This is a genomic window from Sphaerotilus mobilis (assembly GCF_004216565.1).
In the GTDB taxonomy this organism is placed as follows: Bacteria; Pseudomonadota; Gammaproteobacteria; order Burkholderiales; family Burkholderiaceae_C; genus Sphaerotilus; species Sphaerotilus mobilis.
The window spans coordinates 182,956-200,740 of sequence record NZ_SGWV01000009.1 but is presented as its reverse complement, the minus strand read 5'-3'; the positions used below and the strand labels follow the sequence as shown (position 1 = coordinate 200,740).

Below are 17,785 nucleotides of genomic sequence, written 5' to 3'. Positions count from 1 at the left end.
GAGGACCGCTCCCATGCCACACCTCAACACCCAGCCCAACTTCGGCACGCCCGGCGAGCGCAGCGTGCGCGCCTACACGCCGGGCGACGACTTCTACGAGGCGCTGATCGACAGCCACCGCGACCTGGATGACGCCCAGAGCGAGCAGCTCAACGCCCGCCTGGTGCTGCTGCTGGCCAACCACATCGGCGACCTGCGCGTGCTGCGCGAGGCGCTGGCCGCCGCGCGCGACGGCCTCGTCTGAACCGGGTCATCGACCGGACAACGAAGGAGCACACCCCATGAAGATCGACCGCATCCACCACGTCGCCTACCGCTGCCGCGACGCCAAGGAAACCGTCGAGTGGTACGGCCGCATGCTGAAGATGGACTTCCTGCTGGCCATCGCCGAGGACCTGGTGCCCAGCACCAAGGCGCCCGACCCCTACATGCACGTCTTCCTCGATGCGGGCCAGGGCAATGTGCTGGCCTTTTTCGAGCTGCCGACCCAGCCGCCGATGGGCCGTGACCCGAACACGCCGGCCTGGGTCCAGCACATCGCCTTCCGGGTCAAGGACCGCGCCGAGCTGCTCGACTTCAAGGCCCACCTGGAAGTCGAGGGCGTCGACGTGCTGGGCGTGACCGACCACGGCGCGTTTCACTCGATCTACTTCTTCGACCCCAACGGCCACCGGGTCGAACTGGCCTGCCCGGACCCGGACGAGGCCGACATGCTGCGCCGCATGGACGCGGTCAAGTGGCAGATGCTGGAGGACTGGAGCAAGACCAAGCGCGCCCCGCCGCACGCCGCCTTCTTCCACCAGCGGGAGTTCAAGCAGTGAGCGCATCGGTGACCGCAGACACGCCCGCGCTCGACGAGAGCCACGACCCGGCGCTGACGAGCTGGGTGGCGTCGGCCAACGCGACGCAGACCGATTTCCCCATCCAGAACCTGCCCTTTGGCCGCTTCCGCCCGGCCGGCCTGGGCGGCGCCTTGCGCGTGGGCGTGGCCATTGGCGACCAGGTGCTGGACCTGTCGATCGCCGCATCGGCCAGCGGCTGGCCGGCCGAGGTGATGCCCGCGCTGGCCTTGCTGGCGGCCGGCGACCTGAACGGCTACATGGCCCTGGGCCGCGCGCCGCAGCGGGCCGTGCGTCTGGCGCTGAGCCGCGCGCTGCGCGCCGGATCGGCGATGCAGCCGGCCTTGTCCGGGGCCTTGCTGCCGCAGGCGCAGGCCGAGATGGCGCTGCCCTGCGAGATCGGCGACTACACCGACTTCTACACCGGCATCCACCACGCCACCACGGTGGGCACGCTGTTCCGGCCCGACAACCCGCTGTTGCCCAACTACAAGTGGGTGCCCATCGGCTACCACGGCCGCAGCTCGTCGCTCGTCGTCAGCGGCACGCCGGTGCGCCGGCCACATGGCCAGATCAAGGGGCCGGACCATGCCGAGCCCATCCTGAGCCCGAGCCGCCGGCTCGACCATGAGCTGGAGCTGGGGGCGCTGATCGGCCGGGGCAATGCGCTGGGCGATGCCATCGGGCTGGACGCCGCCGAGGCGCATCTGTTCGGCGTGGTGCTGCTCAACGACTGGTCCGCCCGCGACGTGCAGGCCTGGGAATACCAGCCGCTGGGCCCCTTTCTGGCCAAGAACTTCGCCAGCACGGTCTCGCCCTGGATCGTCACGATGGATGCGCTCGCGCCCTTCCGCGCGCCGTTTGTGCGCGCGGCCGAAGACCCGCAGCCGCTGCCCTACCTCGACGGCGCGGCCAACCGCGCCAGCGGCCAGCTCGATCTCGTGCTGGAGGTGCTGATCCAGACCGCCGCGATGCGCGCCGCCGGCCGCGCACCGCACCGCCTGTCGATCGGCCGCACGACCGAGGCGGCCTACTGGACCTTCGCCCAGCTGGTCACCCACCACACGGTCGGCGGCTGCAACCTGCGCAGCGGCGACCTGCTGGGCAGTGGCACGCTGTCGGGCCCCTTGCCGGAACAGGGCGGCTCGATGCTGGAGCTCAGCGCCGGTGGCAAGCGGGCGCTGGACCTGCCCGGTGGCGAGACCCGCACCTTCCTGCAGGACGGCGACACCGTCATCCTGCGGGCCTGGGGCGAACGCGCCGGGGCGCGCCGCATCGGCCTGGGCACCTGCTCGGGCACGGTGCTGCCGGCGGCGTGATCGGGTGGGCGGTGTCAACATCGCGGGCATGACGTCGCCCGTTGTTGCCCCCGCTGCGGCCCCCGCGCCCACCCCGCCGACCCTGCCGCCGCCCCGCTCATCGGAGGTGGTCGGCATCGGCTTTCTGGTCGCCGCCGTCGTCTGCTTCGGCGCGCTCGACACCAGCGGCAAGGTGGCCGCCGCCTCGGTGCCGGTCGCCCTGGCGATCTGGGCCCGCTATGTGGTGCAGAACGTGCTGTCGCTGGCGCTGATGTGGCCGCAGCACGGCCGCGCGCTCTTTCGCACCGCCCAGCCCCGTGGGCAGGCCCTGCGCGCGCTGCTGCTGGTGGGCTGCAACGGCCTGGCCTTCCTGTGCCTGCGCACGATGCACGTCGGCGAGTTCACCGCGGTGATGATGCTGACGCCGCTGCTGATGACCGTGGTCGCCGCCTGGGGCCTGGGCGAGCGGGTCTCGCTGCTGCGCTGGTTGTGCCTGCTGGGTGGCTTCGCCGGCACGCTGCTGGTGATCCGGCCAAGCCGTGAGGTGCTGCACCTGAGCACGCTGCTGCCGCTGGTGCTGGTCGTCATCAGCGCGGCCTTCCAGGTCCTGACCCGCACGCTGGCGCGCACCGACCTGCCCGAGACCACACACGTCTGGTCGGGCATCGGCGGCTTGCTGCTGACCTCGCTGGCGCTGCCCTGGGCCTGGGAGACGCAGCCGCTGTCGATGTGGCTGATGATGGGCCTGATGGGCGTGTTCGGCGGCGTCGGCCACTACCTGCTGGCGCTGGCCTACAGCCGCGCGGGCGTGGCCACGCTCACCCCCTTCCTCTACCTCCAGGTGCCGATCGCCACGCTGGGCGGCTGGCTGGTGTTCCAGCACCTGCCCGACGGCCTGGCGCTCGCCGGCATCCTGGTGGTCTGCGGCTGCGGCGTGTTCGGCACCTGGCTGATCGCCCGCGAGCAGCGCGCCGCCCGCCAGACCGAGCGCGACCCCGCCGCGCTCGTGCCGGCCGGCGAGGCGGGCTGAGGCCTGTCAGCCGATCGTCCTCCCCGGCCTTCCTCCCCGATCGTCCTCCCCGATCCACCTCCCTCGAAAGCAAGCCAATGCGCTACCTGCACACCATGGTCCGCGTGACCGACCTCGAGACCTCCTTGCGCTTCTACCGCGACGCCCTGGGCCTGGCGGTGATCCGCACGCACGAGGCCCCGGCCGGCCGCTTCACGCTGGTCTACCTGGCCGCGCCGGGCCAGCCCGATGCCCAGGTCGAGCTGACCCACAACTGGGACCCGGAGGTCTATACGGGCGGCCGCAACTTCGGCCATCTGGCCTATGAGGTGGACGACATCCACGCCACCTGCCAGCGTCTGGTTGAACACGGCGTCACGATCCTGCGCCCGCCGCGCGATGGCCGCATGGCCTTCGTGCGCTCGCCCGACCAGATCTCGATCGAGCTCTTGCAGGCCGGCCCGGCGCTGACGCCGGTGGAGCCGTGGGTGTCGATGCCCAATGTCGGGAGCTGGTGAGCACGCTGACTCGCCAGGTCACACCGGATCGACAAAACGCTGCGCGATCTCGACGAAGCGGTCCTGCACGGCCAGGAAGGCGTCGACCAGGTCGGGGTCGAAGTGCTGGCCGCTGCCCTCGCGGATGATCTCGACGGCCTGCGCGTGCGAGAACGGCGGCTTGTAGATGCGGCGGTTGATCAGCGCGTCGTAGACGTCGGCAATCGCCATCAGGCGGGCTGACAAGGGAATGGCGGTGCCGGCCAGGCCTTGCGGGTAACCGCTGCCGTCCCACTTTTCCTGATGCGACAGGGTGATCTCCTTGGCAAAGCGCAGGAACTCCAGCTCGGTGCCCAGGCCCTGCTCGGCCGTCACCAGGGCCTCGTGGCCCAGCGTGGTGTGGGTCTTCATGACCTCGAATTCCTCGGCGCTCAGCTTGCCGGGCTTGAGCAGGATGCGGTCAGGGATGCCGACCTTGCCGATGTCATGCAGCGGGGCGGACTTGTAGAGCAGCTCGATGTTGCGATCGGTCAGCAGCGCCGCAAACGCCGGATAACGCTGCGGCTGGTCGCGCAGGTGTTCGGCCAGGCAGCGCACATAGTGCTGGGTGCGGCGGATGTGGTTGCCGGTCTCGTTGTCGCGCGTCTCGGCCAGCGAGGCAATGGCCTGCACCGTCACGTCCTGGGTCAGGCCGATCTCGCGGGTGCGCCGCGCCACCTCGCTCTCCAGCCGGGCGTTCTGCTGGCGCAGCAGGTCGGCGGCGGTCTTGAGCTGCAGGTGGGTGCGCACGCGCGCCAGCACGATCGGCGGGCTGATCGGCTTGGTGATGTAGTCGGCCGCACCGAGCGCGAGGCCGCGCGTCTCGTCCTCGATCTCGACCTTGGCGGTCAGGAAGATCACCGGGATGAGCGCCGTCTGCGGGTCGGCCTTGAGGGCGGCACAGACCTCATAGCCGTCAATGCCCGGCATCATGATGTCCAGCAGGATCAGGTCGGGCCGCTGGGCGCGCGCGAGCTGCAGCGCCCGCTCGCCGTTGTGAGCCACCCGCACGCGGTAGTGCTCGTGGGCCAGCAGCCCGGCCATCAGCTCCAGGTTCTCCGGCGTGTCATCGACCACCAGGACGGTGGAGGTCGTGCGCGGCAGCAGGTCGGTCATCGGCATGGCAGGCGTCCGGCGGCGGTGATCAGGGCGGGCTCAGCAGCGCACGCAGCATCTGCCGGGCCTCGTCGAAGGCGTAGCGGGCGATCGCGTGGGTGAAGCGCAGGTGCTGGTCGCCCAGCGCGTCGGCCAGCAGCGAGGCGTTGCGGGCGGCGGTGTCTTGCGCTTCGGCGTCGCCCTCGTCGAGCTGGCGATCGAGCTGGCGGACGACCGCCTGCAGCCGTTGGGGATCGGGCGGTGGCCGCTCGGTCTCGGTCGCAGCGGGGACCGCCGGCAGTTGCTGCGCCAGGCCGCCGATCAGCTCGGCCAGCTCGGCGGCCAACGGGGCCCGCGCCGCTTCCAGTTCGTCATGTGTGGCGCCGGTGACCAGGCGCCGCTCCAGTTCGGAGGCCCGCGCCTGCACGCCGCTGGCGCCCAGGTTGCCGGCCACGCCCTTGAGCGCGTGGGCCAGATGCTGGGCCTCGGAGCGTCCGCTCGGATCGCCACCGGCGTGGCGATCCAGCGCCGCCTTCAGGCGCTCGCAGACATCCTGGTGGCTGTCGACGAACTTGCGCAGCAGCGAGCGGTACAGCGCCTTCTTGCCACCGCTGCGGCGCAGGCCCAGTGCGTGGTCCAGGCCGGCGACCTCGGGCACCACCTCGGCGTCGTCCGCCAGCGGCTGCGGTGCCCGGGTGATGGGCCGCACCGGCACGACCTGCGGCGCACGCGCGATGCCCGGTGCGATGTGGGCCAGCAGCACCTGCGCCAGCTTGTCGGGCTCGATCGGCTTGGCGACGAAGTCGTTCATGCCGGCATCGAGGCAGCGCTGGCGGTCCTCGGCCATGGCGCTGGCCGTCATCGCGACGATGCACAGGTCGGCGCGGTCGGGCATGGCGCGGATGGCGCGGGTGGCGGTCAGGCCGTCCATCACCGGCATGTCCAGGTCCATCAGCACCAGGTCGTAGTCGCGCCGCGCGACCTTCTCGGTGGCCTGCAGGCCGTTGACGGCCACCTCGACCTGGAGGCCGGCGTCGACCAGCAGCTCGCGGGCGACCTGCTGGTTGATCTCGTGGTCCTCGACCAGCAGCACCACCGCGCCGCGGATCGACGCCAGGGTCTGGTCCATCGAGACCGGCTCGGGCACCGCGTCCGGCGGGCGGGCGGCACCCGGCGGGCCGGCCTTGCGGAAGACCTGCATCAGCGCGTCGAACAGCATCGAGCCGTTCACCGGCTTGACCAGCACGCCGGAGAAGCCCTCGGCCTCGGCCTGGTGGTGGATCTCCTCGCGGCCGAAGGCGGTCACCAGGATCTGGGACGGCACCTGGGCCAGGCCCAGCGCGCGGATCTGGCGGGCCGTCTCCAGCCCGTCCATGCCGGGCATCTGCCAGTCGATCAGGGCCAGCTCGTAGGGCTCGCCATCGTCCTGCGCCTGCCGCAGCGCTTGCAGCCCGGCCGGTCCGCCGTCGACGGCATCGGCCTGCAGGCCGATGGCCTCCAGCAGGTCGCACAAGGTCAGGCGGGCGGTCGCGTTGTCGTCGACCACCAGCACGCGCCGGTTGCGCACGTCCGGCTCGGGCGGTTGCCAGGCCGGGCGGTGCGGGCTCAGGCCGAAGCGGGCCGTGAGCCAGAAGGTCGAACCCTTGCCGGGTTCGCTGCTGACACCGACCTCGCCGCCCATCAGCTCGGCCAGCCGGCTGACGATCGCCAGGCCCAGCCCCGTGCCGCCGTAGCGGCGGCTGGTCGAGCTGTCGGCCTGGTGGAAGCTCTGGAACAGGCCGCCGCGCTGTTCCTCGTTCAGGCCGATGCCGGTGTCGCGCAGCTCGAAGCGCAACGCGACCTCGCCGGCCTCGGCCTCGGTCTCAGGCAAGGGCTGTCGCATGACCTTCAGCTCGATCTCGCCGTGCTCGGTGAACTTGACCGCGTTGTTGCCGTAGTTCAGCAGCATCTGGCTGAGCCGCAGGGGGTCGCCCACCAGGTGGTCCGGCACGTCGCGGCCGACCCGGAAGACCAGCTCCAGGCCCTTGGCCGCCGCGCGTTGGGCGATCAGGGTGGAGAAGTCGTCCAGCACCTTGGAGAGCTGGAAGTCGATGTGCTCGATGTCGAGCTTGTTGGCCTCGATCTTGGAGAAGTCCAGGATGTCGTTGATCAGCCCGAGCAGCTGCTGGCTCGACTGCTGGATCTTGCGCAGGTAGTCGCGCTGGCGCTCATCGCTGGCCGCCCGCATCGCCAGGTGGCCCAGGCCGATGACGGCGTTCAGCGGCGTGCGGATCTCGTGGCTCATGTTGGCCAGGAAGTCGGCCTTGAGGCGGGCCGAGTTCTCGGCCACCGCCTTGGCATCGCGCAGCTCGGTCTCCTGCTCGATCAGCCGGGCGTTGGCCTGCGACAGCGCGGCGGTGCGGCTGGCGACGCGCTCTTCCAGGGTTGCGTTGAGCGCCCGGATCTCGTGCTCGGCCTGCATCCGCGCGGTGACGTCGCGCAAGATGGCGGTGTAGAAGACCTCGCCGTCGACCGTCAGGCAGGCGATCGACGCCTCGACCGGGAACTCCTCGCCGCTGCGGCGCACGCCATGCACGACGGCATTGCGGCTCATGGTGCGGGCGCTCTCGCCGCTGTCGCGGAAGCGTTCCATGTGGGCGACATGGCCGTGCCGGAAACGCCCCGGCATCAGGACATCGAGCGGCTGCCCGAGCGCCTCGGCCACCGGCCAGCCGAACATCGCGGCGGCGGCGCGGTTGAAGCCGACGATGCGCTGGCTGCTGTCGACGGTGATGATTCCGTCCATCGCCGCGTCGATCATGCCCTCGAGCCGGGCGTTGCTGTTGCGCAGCGCCTGCTGGCCGTGCGCCAGCCGTGCGCCCATCCGGTTGAAGCTGCGGGCCAGGTCGCGCAGCTCGGACGGCCCCAGCTCGGGCACCGGCTCGCCGGCCTGCTCGGACGCGCTGATGCGACCGACGACGTCCTGCAGGGCCCGCAGCGGCCGGGTGAAGGCGATGCGGATCAGCCGCGACAGCACGCCGATGGCCAGCACCAGCAGCAGCAGCCGCAACCCCAGCGTGCGGGCGCTGCGGTGATCGACCTGCTGGTCCTGCAGCGACAGGTCGTGGGTCATGTAGACCACGCCGCCGTTCTCGCTGCGCAGCTGGCGCTCGTCGGGGCTGACCTCGAAGGGCAGCATCAGCGAGAGCCGGCGCGATGCCTCGTCGACCTGAAGGTCGAACATCCGCCCGCGCGAGATGCGCTCGAAGCGCACCGGGCTGTAGCCCTCCAGCACCGCCACGGCGGGCTGGCCGGTCCAGGCCAGACGCTGGCCGACGGCCACGCGGCCGGCCGGATCGATCAGCGCCACGATGGCCACCCGCACATCCGTCGACACGGCGGCGACCTCGACGGCGACCCGGGTCGGGTGGTCACCCAGGCTGTTCTGGGCCGCCAGCGCCAGCCGTTCGGCGTCACGCACGATGGCGGTCCGGGCGCGGTCCAGCACCTCGGCGCGGCCGTTGTGGCGCTCCTCCGCCCAGGCGCCCAGCAGCAGCAGCAGCAGCACGCCGGCCAGTCCCAACGGCAGCCCGATGCTGGCGGAATAGGGCCGCTTCATGTCGGCGACCCCAGGGTTGCGGGCAGGAAACGCAGGTCAAACAGGTCGGGCGGCAGGCTCGCGTGGCCGGCGCTGGACGTGCGCCGCAGCAGGCCGTGCGCCTGCATCAGGTGCAGCAGCTCGCGGGCCGACTGGACCAGCGGTCCGTCAACCGCCATCAGCGTGCGGTTCTCGGCCAGACCGGGGATGTGCAGGCCCATGAAGGCCGCCGGCACGTCGGCCGGGGCCAGTTGCAGCCGGGTGGCCATGCGGCGCGCGGCATCCTCCGGATGGGCGACCTGGTGCTGGCGGGCCTCCAGCAGGGCGCTGACCAGCAGGCGCAGCGTGGCGGCATGGCTGGCCAGCCGCGCGCGCCGCACCGCCAGCACGTCGACGATCAGGTTGGGCAAGGCGCGCGAGTCGAACACGCGCACGCCGCCCTCGGCCTCGATCCGGTTCGACCACGGTGGGGCGGTCACGACCAGATCGGCCTCGCCCGAGTGGAAGACCTCGACGCTGCGGTCCAGCGTCATCGGCAGGGTGCGGATGTCGGACACCGCCAGCCCGGCGGCATTGAGCAGGCCTTCGAGCATCACCGCGCCATTGGCGCCAGACTCGACCGCGATCCGCTTGCCGCGCAACTCGGCCAGGGCGATGGGCTGGCGGGCGTAAATGGCATCGGCACCGGCGGAGATGTCCAGCACCAGCAGCACCGCCAGGTCAATGCCGGCCGAGCGGGCCGTGACCACCTCGTCGAGCGTCAGCTGACAGGCATCGAGCTGGCCGGCGGCCAGGGCCCGCAGGCTGTAGGTGTTGGCAGGCAGTTCGACCAGCCTGACCAGGCGCTCATCCAGCCAGCCCAGGTCGCGGGCGAGGAAGGCGTATTCGTAGGTCGGAAAGACGATGCTGCCCACGCGCAGCGGCGGCAGCGGTTCGCTGCAGGCGGTCAGCACGCCGCTGCCACCCAGGGCGAGCAGACCGGCAAGGATCTGGCGGCGTCTGGGGCCGAGGTCCGGCGCAGGGTTCGGCGGGTGGCGTCTCATCAGATGCTGTTGGGTGCCGGTCGATCGGCCCGTCGAGTCTATCCAGCTTGGGTTTATGGGGGCCGAGGTGGACTCTGCAAAATGGGGTGATGCACGACCGAACCGACGCGGCCCCCTCCGACCCGAGCGCACCTTGGGAACACCACCACCGCTTCGACACCGGCAACGCGGCGGCCGAACGCGGCACGCGCCAGGTCCTGGTGATCACGCTGCTGATGATGGCCGCCGAGATCGTCGCCGGCCTGGTCTACGGCTCGATGGCGCTGCTGGCCGATGGCATCCACATGAGCTCGCACGCGCTGGCGATCGGCCTGAGCGCGCTGGCCTATGCGAGCGCCCGGCGGCTGGCCGACGACCCGCGTTATGCCTTCGGCACCTGGAAGATCGAGGTGCTGGCGGGCTACACCAGCGCGGTGCTGCTGGTGGTGGTGGCGATCCTGATGGCGGTCGGCTCGATCGAGCGGCTCCTGTCGCCCGAGCCGATCCGCTACATCGAGGCGATGGTGGTCGCGGGCATCGGCCTGGTCGTCAACCTCGTCTGCGCGCTGATCCTTGGCGGGGCGCACGGGCATGAACATGGGCATGGGCACGCGCATGGACACGGACACCCGCACGGACATGAACATGGGCACGGCCACGACCACGCGCACCCGCATGACTCTGACCACCCTGACCACGCCGCAGCGCCCCCGGCCGACCTGAACCTGCGCTCGGCCTATGTGCATGTGCTGACCGATGCGGCCACCTCGGTGCTGGCGCTGGTGGCGCTGGCGGCGGGCTGGCTGTGGGGCTGGTCGTGGCTGGACCCTGTTCTCGGGCTGGTGGGCGCGCTGGTCGTGCTGCACTGGTCACGGGGCCTGCTGGGTGACAGCAGCCGGGTCCTGCTGGACCGCGAGATGGATCATCCGGTGGTCGACGAGATCCGCGCGGCGATTGCCGCCCATGGCCGCGATGGCGCCACCCGCCTGACCGACCTGCACGTCTGGCGCATCGGCCGTGCCAGCCATGCCTGCACGCTGGTGCTCGTGACCGACGACGCCCGCCTGACGCCGGCACAGGTGCGCGCCTGGCTGGCCGCCCACGAGGAGATCGTGCACGTGACCATCGAGATCCACCTCCGTCCGGCACCATAAAAAAATGGCCTCCCGACAGCGTCGTGAGGCCATGCACCCAATCGAAGGGAACTGCCGGGTGCAAAAAACCTGGCGCGCCAGCACGGACAGGTCGATGCCTGAGTGCTGGGAAATCACCCCATTATCACCAGCCTGGTGCCCGCGCCGTTCGGGTGGTGTCGGGCGGGGTGAGGGACCGGCAGGCCGAATGCCCGCTCAGCCGATGTTGAGATTTTGAGAGTTGATGTCTGTCAATACTTAACAATCACTGAACGACGGTCGGTTGACAAGCCCAGTCTGGCATCACTGCAAAGAACGTCATCGATGACCGCCGTTTTGGGGCCGGATGGCATCGAATCCGGCGGCGCTTGTTCAGTTTCGGCGAACCTGCCGACAAGTTCTGCTTGGCCCTACGCACGACGGGTCTTGCTGGATGCACGTCGACGAGCGTGCAGGGCATCACGCTCAGTTTGAATTCATGCTGAACGCTGGATGAATGATCCCTGATCCTGGCGACCTCGTCCGCGTGGCCGACGTCCGCATCGGAATGCCGGTGTATCGGGGTCTTCTGTCGGGCGGGTGAACGGTTTGATCGGACCGTGGATGGTCCGAATGTGGCAAAAACGCCATGACGCATTCCCGCGACAGGCCCGGTGACGGCAGCCCCTCGCGACGCCGGGTTACTCCACGCCCAGGTGGGTCTCTGTCCAGCCGCGCTGACACCATTGGACACAAGTAGGCCAGGCCCGTCGGGTCATGCCACCCAACCGGGCAGGCTCGGTTGCCCCTGTGTGTCACGCCCGGATCCCATGAACCCTGATCGCATCCGCCACGCCGCCGGCCTGGTCATCGCCCTGCTCAGCGGCTGGCACGCCGCGCCCGCCGTCGCACGCCCGGCGGGCACCGTCGAGGCGGACGTCGTCGCGATCGACCAGCCGATGGTCTACAACCGCTTCGGCTCCTACAACCCCTACGGCATGGTCTACGCGCTCAAGCGCGACGTGGTCGACCTCGACAGCGGCCTGACGCTGGACCAACCCGGCGCCGTCGCCACGCCCTGCCGGGTTGCCTTGCGCGAGGACAAGCGACCCCGCCCGCTGGTGCTGCGCGGCAACGTGGGCGACCGGCTGGCCGTGCGCTTCACCAACCTGCTGTGCAACGACGCCCCCGGTGCCGAGGCGACGGGCGGCAGCGCCGACCGGCCGGCCACCCGGCTGGCCTCGATCATGTTCAACGGTGTCAGCCATGACACCGGCGCGACCGGCTACGACAGCTGGGACCCGCGCGTGACGGGCATCGCCGGCATCGAGCCGGGGGCGTCGATCACCTACCGCCTGCTGCTCGAACGCGAGGGCGCGCAGATCTTCCACGACAACGCCGCGCCGATCGGCGGTCAGGCCGATGGCGGCTCGACCGTGCTGGGCCTGTTCGGCAGCCTGAACATCGAGCCGGCCGGTGCCGACGTCTACCGCAGCGAGGTCAGCGCCGCCGTGCTGGCCGCCGCCCGCGCGCAGGCCAGTGGCTCGGCCTGGATCTCCTACGAGGCGGTCGACACCGACGGCCGGCTGACCGGTCAGGCGGGCCGGCCGCTGCTGAACATGCACCAGTCCCTGGGCGGCAACCGCTGGCAGCTGGTCCACGGCGACCTCAACGCGGTGGTGCAGAACCAGCCGGTGACGTCCGACGGCTATGCGGTGACCAACGAGAACTGGTTCCGCGAGTTCACCGTGATCCTGCACGACGAGCTGAAGACGGTGCAGGCCTTTGCCGATGTGCTGGACCCGGACGGCGCCGGCATCGGCCTGCGCGACGGCTTCGGCATCAACTACGGCGCCAGCGGCCTGGGCGCGATCGTGGCGGCCAACCGCGCGGGCGTGGGTCCGGCGGCCAGCTGTGCCGAGTGCGCGCTGGAGGACTTCTTCCTGACCTCCTGGGCCAACGGCGACCCGGCGATGGTGGTGCAGGTGCGCCCGGACGGCACGGCCGAGCAACGCTATCCGGACGATCCGGGCAACGTCCATCACAGCTACCTGGGCGACCCGGTGAAGTTCCGCACGCTGCAGGCCGGCGTCAAGGAGACGCATGTCTTTCACCTGCACGCCAACCAGTGGTTCGCCCGGACCGGCGCGGGCGACGGCCGTTCGAGCTACCTCGACAGCCAGACCATCGGCCCGCGCCAGGGCATGAGCTTCGACATCGCCTACACCGGCAGCAACCGCAACCTGTCGGTGGGTGATGCGATCTTCCATTGCCACATGTACCCGCATTTCGCCCAAGGCATGTGGGGCCTGTGGCGGGTCCATGACGTGCTGGAGGACGGCACCCGGCGCCTGCCCGACGGCGAACTGGGCCCCGGCACCGACCCGCTGACCGGCGAGACCCGCGGCGGCGCCTACAGCCCGGCGCTGCTGCCGATCCGCGGCACCGCGCTGGCGCCCGCGCCGACCTATGGCGCGGCGGCCGCTCCCGGCTTCCCCTTCTTCGTGCCCGGCGCGGCCGGCCACCGCCCGCCGCAGCCGCCGCTGGACCTGAGCGCTGACAGCCAGCTCGGCCCGAACGGCCTCGGCCGCCACCTGATCACGGCCGGCAGCCGCACCCTGGGTGCCGGCGTGGCGGCGGCCGACCTGTCCTCGCACCTGGAGACGGTCGACCTGACGCTGCTGCCCCATCAAGGCACGCCGCTGGAACGTGCCGCCATGGCCTTCCACGGCCGTCCGGGCGGCCATGCCAGCCGGACCGTCGACGGCACGGCGGCGACCTTCAAGGTCAACGGCCGCCCGGCCGCACCCGGCGCCCCGTTTGCCGACCCGTGCCCGGCGACCGCGCCGACGCGGCGCTACGACGTCTCGGCCATCGAGCTTGATCTGGTCGTCAACAAGGCCGGCTGGCACGACCCGCAGGCCCGCATCAACGTGCTGAGCAGCGACGTCGCCGCGTTCGAGGGCAAGACCCGTCCGGCCGACCCCTTCTTCTTCCGCGCCCATTCCGGCGATTGCATCAACTTCTTCCACACCAACCGCACCCCTGAGGTGCTCCAGCGCGACGCCTTCCAGGCGCTGGTGCCGACCGACACGATCAGCCAGCACATCCACCTGGTGAAGTTCGACGTGATGGCCTCCGACGGCGGCGGCAACGGCTGGAACTACGAGGACGGCACCTTCGCCCGCGGCGCGCTGGTCGAGCGGGCCGAAGCCGCGCTGGCGCCGGGCGGCGCGGTGCGCCAGATGGGGCCGGACGGCGTGGTCCGACCGGTCGACGGCCATGCCGTGCTGCCCGAGCCGGCGGCCATCGGCTTCCAGACCTCGGTGCAGCGCTGGTGGGCCGACGAGCTGTTCGACAAGGACGGCCGTGACCGCACCTTGCGCACGGTCTTCACCCACGACCACTTCGGCGCCTCGTCGATCCAGCAGCACGGCTTCTACAGCGCGCTGGTGGTCGAGCCCAAGGGCAGCCAGTGGCTCGACACGCGCAGCGGCCAGCCGCTGGCCGGCGGCGTGGGCACCGAGGCGCTGGTGCGCGGTGCCACCGATCAGCAGACCCATCCCGACTTCCGCGAGTTCATGCTCGCCAGCGCCGACTTCGCGCTGCTCTACACGCAGGACGGCCAACCGGTCGACCCGCCGGCCGTGCCCGAGGCGGTCTCGGCGCGTCACCACAACCCCTACCTCGTCAACTACCGCAACGAGCCGCTGCCGCTGCGCCTGTCGGCCGACGGCAGCCGTTCCGGCCTGCACCTCGATCAGCGCGCCGACCCGGCCTATGTGTTCAGCTCGCGCGTCCACGGCGATCCGTACACGCCGGTGTTGCGGGCCTATGAAGGCGAGCGGGTCCAGCTCAAGCTGATCCATGGCGCGCAGGAGGTCCAGCATGTCTTCACGCTGCACGGCCAGCGTTGGCGCCGCGAGGTGTCCGACCCGAACGGCCCCTACGTGGCCGCGCAGGAACTCGGCATCTCCGAACACATGGAGATGGACCTGGGCTTGCTGGCCAAGGTCAGCGGCGGGGCGAAGCAGACCGACCACCTGTTCCACTACGGCAGCACCGATGCACTGTGGAACGGCGCCTGGGGCATCTTGCGCACCTATGCCGATGCCAACGCGGTCGACGGCCTGACCGGCACGCTGGCCGGCGGGCTGATCCAGCCGCTGACGAACACGGTCGGCAGCTTGAGCGGTGGCCTGCTGGGCGGGCTGCTGAACACGGTCAGCTCGGTGCTGGGCCTCAACGGTTGCCCGGTGGGTTCGCCCGCGCGCAGCCACAACATCGAGGTCTGGGCCGCGCGTGACCTGCTGCCCGGTGGCGCGCTGGTCTACAACCGGCGGGCCGGCATCACCGATCCGAGCGCACTGCTCTATGTGCATGCCGCCGACGTCGCCGGCCTGCGTGCCGGCACCCGCCAGCCCGAACCGCTGGTGATGCGGGCCAACGCCGGTGACTGCATCACCGTGCGCCTGACCAACCGTCTGCCCGCCAACAAGCCGGTGCCGGACCTGCCCGGTGATGCGGAACTGCCCACCGTCACCTCGCTGCGGGTCGACGACATCAAGCCCTCGCACCAGGTTGGCCTGCACGCGCAACTGGTCCATTTCGACCCGCGCAGCAGCGATTCGGCCAACGTCGGCCTGAACCCGGAACAGCTGGTGGCGCCCGGACAGTCGCGCAACCTGGTCTGGTATGCCGGCCGCATCGAGTGGGACCTGCTCAACGGCGTGGCCAAGGGCGGCAAGCCCGAGGCCTTCGGCACCATCCCGCTGCGTGCGATGAGCGACGTGGTCAAGCAGGGCAGCCAGGGCCTGATCGGCGCGCTGATCGTCGAGCCGCAGGGCAGCAGCTGGCTGAACGCGGCTGGCACCAGCACGGCGGGTGCGGAACGCTCGACCGAGGCGGTGATCCGCCGCGCCGACGGCACACGTTTCCGCGAGTTCGTGCTGCACTTCCAGGACGGCCTGAACCTGCGCCTGGGCGCCGGGGGGGCGACGGCACTGCCCTCATCGGCCGATGGCGACGATTCCTACGACCAGGGCGAGCGGGCGCTGAACTACCGCACCGAGCCGCTGTGGTCGCGCATCGACTTCAACGGCCAGCCCTCGGCCAACTGCTCGCAGGCATTGGTGCTGGCGGGCGACGTCAACCCCTGCGTGTTGCCGGCCACGCTGATGACCGACAACGATGCCCGCCTGCCGTCGACGCTGCGCGGCCTGCCGGTGGAGACGCCCGTGTTCAGCGCGACGGCCGGCGAGGCGGTCACCTTCCGCGTCCTGCAGGCCGACGGACGGGCGCGCCAGCACAGCTTCCGGGTCATCGGTCACAGCTACGCCGACCTGGGCATCGAGCGCTTCATCGCCCCGGGCGCCAGCCTGATCGCCCCCGGCAAGGGCGTGAGCGCCAGCCTGCAAGGCGGCGCCAAGCGCGGTTACTGGCACTACCGCGACGGCCCGACGCCGATGATCGGATCGGGCATGTGGGGCCTGTTCAAGGTGAACTGAGCGCCGCTGGCCGGCGTCGTGCGGCGCCTCAGTCGTGGGTGGCGCGCACGACGTGATGGCCCATGCCGAGGTCGCAGCCGATGGCCTCCAGCACATGGCGCTGCGCCGCCGATTCGATGCCCCCGGCGATGACCCGCAGGCCCAGCTTGTGTGCCAGCTCGACCAGCCCTTCGCACAGGGCCAGCACCTGGGCGTCGTGTTCGATGTCGCGCAGCATGTCGCGATCGATCTTGAGCGTGCGGGCACCCAGACGGTGCAGGTGGACCATGCTGCTGGCGCCGCCGAAGTGGTCGAAGGCGATCTGCAGACCGGCCGCGCGCAGCCGCGTCAGCGCCGGCAGCAGGGTGTCGGCGCGGGCCGTCAGGGTCGGCTCGGCGATGCCCAGCACGATCCTGTCGCGGGCCAGGCCCAGCGTGTCCAGGCGATCCAGCCAGCGGCTGAAATAGTCCGCTTCGGCCTGCAGCTGGATCGGTGAGACCCGCATCGCCAGCCGCGGTGACGCGGTCAGCGGGCCACCGCCGGTGCCGCGTTGCAGCAGCGCGAGGGCGCGGTCGAAGATCCAGTCGCCCAGCCGCAGCATCAGGCCGGCCTCCTCGGCGACCTTGAACAGCGTGTCCGCATCCAGGTGGCCGTGCGCGGGATGGTCCCAGCGCAGTTGCACCTCGTGGTGGTCGACCGCGCCGTCGTTCAGGCTGTAGACCGACTGGCAGGCCAGATCGAGCGTGTCCTGTTCGATGGCCACGCGCAGGTCGCCGATCAGCGCGACGCGCTGGCGGGCCGCCGATTCCAGCGCATGGTGGTAGTGGCGCGCCTGATTGCGGCCCTGCTGTTTGGAGGCGTACATGGCGAGGTCCGCGTGTTGCAGCAGCTCTTCGGTCGACTCGCCGTCCTGGGGGAACAGCGCGACACCGATGCTGCCGGAGATGTGCACCGGCACGTTGCCGAGCTGGAAGGGCTCGAACAGCGTGGCATTCAGGCGCTGCGCGATCTCACTGGCGATCGACGCCGTGTCGAGGTCGGGCAGCACGACGGTGAACTCGTCGCCACCGATCCGGGCGACGGTGTCGACCGCCCGCACGCAGGACTGGATGCGGCGCGAGGCCTGCTGCAGCAGGTCGTCGCCGGCCTGGTGCCCGAGGGTGTCGTTGACCGCCTTGAAGCGGTCGAGGTCGATGAACAGCAGCGCCAGATGCCGGTGACGGCGTCGCGCCAGCACGAGTTCCTGTTGCAGGCGTTCGTGGAACTGGCGCCGGTTGGGCAGTTGGGTCAGCGTGTCGACGTTGGCCTGCCGCCAGATCGTGCGTTCGGCCTGGATGCGCTCGGTGATGTCACGCGCGATCTTCGAGGCACCGATCACCTGCCCGGTCTCGTCGCGCAGGGGGGAGATGGTCGCGGAGATGTCGACCAGGCTGCCGTCCTTGCGCCGCCGCACGGTCTCGAAGTGTTCGACCTTCTCGCCGCGGGCGATGCGCGCGAGGATCTGCGGCTCCTCGTCGATCCGGTCGGCCGGGAAGATGGACACCATCGGCCGGCCGATCATTTCGTCGGCCCGCCAGCCGAAGATGCGTTCGGCGCCTCCGTTCCAGCTGGTGACGATGCCGTCCAGCGTCTTGCTGACGATGGCGTCGTCCGACGATTCGACGATGGCGGCCAGCCAGCGTTCGGCCAGGGCGGTCTGGCGGGCGAGGGGCAGGGGAGCGTTCATGGCACTGCCAAGTGTCCTGCTGCCTGCCGCCCGTCGTTCGGGGCATCAAGCCCGCATTGCGGGGCCAGTTCGGGCTGACGAGAGC

General features: G+C 70.7%; 11 protein-coding genes. 7 read left to right on the top strand and 4 right to left on the bottom strand.

Annotation, left to right across the window (positions count from 1 at the left end; translation table 11 throughout):
- The first annotated feature begins 13 nt into the window (after window positions 1–13).
- The 5 genes from EV685_RS10115 to EV685_RS10095 all read left to right on the top strand — a co-directional run bounded on the left by EV685_RS10115 (window position 14) and on the right by EV685_RS10095 (window position 3,664).
- Window positions 14–244 (top strand): DUF2783 domain-containing protein, encoded by a 231-nt coding sequence (locus EV685_RS10115; RefSeq protein WP_130481901.1) that lies wholly within the window; start codon window positions 14–16, stop codon window positions 242–244.
- Between the two features lie 37 nt (window positions 245–281).
- Window positions 282–821: a VOC family protein gene (locus EV685_RS10110; RefSeq protein WP_130481900.1), complete on the top strand. Its 540-nt coding sequence runs from the start codon at window positions 282–284 to the stop codon at window positions 819–821.
- Between the two features lie 8 nt (window positions 822–829).
- Entirely contained in the window at window positions 830–2,158 is a 1,329-nt protein-coding gene (fahA, locus tag EV685_RS10105) for a fumarylacetoacetase (protein WP_130481899.1), read from the top strand.
- Window positions 2,159–2,186: 28 nt separating this feature from the next.
- Entirely contained in the window at window positions 2,187–3,167 is a 981-nt protein-coding gene (locus tag EV685_RS10100; protein ID WP_130481898.1) for a DMT family transporter, read from the top strand.
- Between the two features lie 77 nt (window positions 3,168–3,244).
- The gene (locus EV685_RS10095) at window positions 3,245–3,664 is read left to right on the top strand and encodes a VOC family protein (protein WP_130481897.1); all 420 of its coding nucleotides are present in this window, start codon (window positions 3,245–3,247) and stop codon (window positions 3,662–3,664) included.
- An 18-nt stretch (window positions 3,665–3,682) separates the two neighbouring features.
- Here the strand turns inward: EV685_RS10095 and EV685_RS10090 are convergent, their stop codons facing one another.
- From EV685_RS10090 to EV685_RS10080, 3 genes are read right to left on the bottom strand one after another with little or no spacing between them, the layout of a single operon-like run.
- Window positions 3,683–4,804 (bottom strand): response regulator, encoded by a 1,122-nt coding sequence (locus EV685_RS10090; RefSeq protein WP_207224802.1) that lies wholly within the window; start codon window positions 4,802–4,804, stop codon window positions 3,683–3,685.
- Between the two features lie 22 nt (window positions 4,805–4,826).
- The gene (locus tag EV685_RS10085; protein ID WP_130481896.1) at window positions 4,827–8,375 is read right to left on the bottom strand and encodes a hybrid sensor histidine kinase/response regulator; all 3,549 of its coding nucleotides are present in this window, start codon (window positions 8,373–8,375) and stop codon (window positions 4,827–4,829) included.
- The gene (locus tag EV685_RS10080; protein ID WP_130481895.1) at window positions 8,372–9,397 is read right to left on the bottom strand and encodes an ABC transporter substrate-binding protein; all 1,026 of its coding nucleotides are present in this window, start codon (window positions 9,395–9,397) and stop codon (window positions 8,372–8,374) included. Before EV685_RS10080 ends, EV685_RS10085 begins: the two co-directional genes overlap by 4 nt.
- A gap of 89 nt (window positions 9,398–9,486) precedes the next feature.
- Between EV685_RS10080 and dmeF the strand changes: the two genes are divergently transcribed.
- The gene (gene dmeF / locus EV685_RS10075) at window positions 9,487–10,530 is read left to right on the top strand and encodes a CDF family Co(II)/Ni(II) efflux transporter DmeF (RefSeq protein WP_130481894.1); all 1,044 of its coding nucleotides are present in this window, start codon (window positions 9,487–9,489) and stop codon (window positions 10,528–10,530) included.
- Window positions 10,531–11,318: 788 nt separating this feature from the next.
- Window positions 11,319–15,995 carry a cupredoxin domain-containing protein gene (locus EV685_RS10070; protein ID WP_242615527.1) on the top strand — a complete coding sequence of 1,559 codons (4,677 nt, stop codon included), beginning with the start codon at window positions 11,319–11,321 and terminating at the stop codon, window positions 15,993–15,995.
- 28 nt (window positions 15,996–16,023) lie between these two features.
- Here the strand turns inward: EV685_RS10070 and EV685_RS10065 are convergent, their stop codons facing one another.
- The gene (locus EV685_RS10065) at window positions 16,024–17,700 is read right to left on the bottom strand and encodes a putative bifunctional diguanylate cyclase/phosphodiesterase (protein ID WP_130481893.1); all 1,677 of its coding nucleotides are present in this window, start codon (window positions 17,698–17,700) and stop codon (window positions 16,024–16,026) included.
- Window positions 17,701–17,785: the final 85 nt, after the last annotated feature.

Excerpts from the sequence above, each read along its gene's own strand:
- EV685_RS10115 (WP_130481901.1), top strand. The coding sequence starts at position 14 with ATGCCACACCTCAACACCCAGCCCAACTTCGGCACGCCCGGCGAGCGC.
- EV685_RS10110 (WP_130481900.1), top strand. The coding sequence starts at position 282 with ATGAAGATCGACCGCATCCACCACGTCGCCTACCGCTGCCGCGACGCC.
- EV685_RS10100 (WP_130481898.1), top strand. The coding sequence starts at position 2,187 with ATGACGTCGCCCGTTGTTGCCCCCGCTGCGGCCCCCGCGCCCACCCCG.
- EV685_RS10095 (WP_130481897.1), top strand. The coding sequence starts at position 3,245 with ATGCGCTACCTGCACACCATGGTCCGCGTGACCGACCTCGAGACCTCC.
- EV685_RS10090 (WP_207224802.1), bottom strand. The coding sequence starts at position 4,804 with ATGCCGATGACCGACCTGCTGCCGCGCACGACCTCCACCGTCCTGGTG.
- EV685_RS10085 (WP_130481896.1), bottom strand. The coding sequence starts at position 8,375 with ATGAAGCGGCCCTATTCCGCCAGCATCGGGCTGCCGTTGGGACTGGCC.
- EV685_RS10080 (WP_130481895.1), bottom strand. The coding sequence starts at position 9,397 with ATGAGACGCCACCCGCCGAACCCTGCGCCGGACCTCGGCCCCAGACGC.
- dmeF (WP_130481894.1), top strand. The coding sequence starts at position 9,487 with ATGCACGACCGAACCGACGCGGCCCCCTCCGACCCGAGCGCACCTTGG.
- EV685_RS10070 (WP_242615527.1), top strand. The coding sequence starts at position 11,319 with ATGAACCCTGATCGCATCCGCCACGCCGCCGGCCTGGTCATCGCCCTG.
- EV685_RS10065 (WP_130481893.1), bottom strand. The coding sequence starts at position 17,700 with ATGAACGCTCCCCTGCCCCTCGCCCGCCAGACCGCCCTGGCCGAACGC.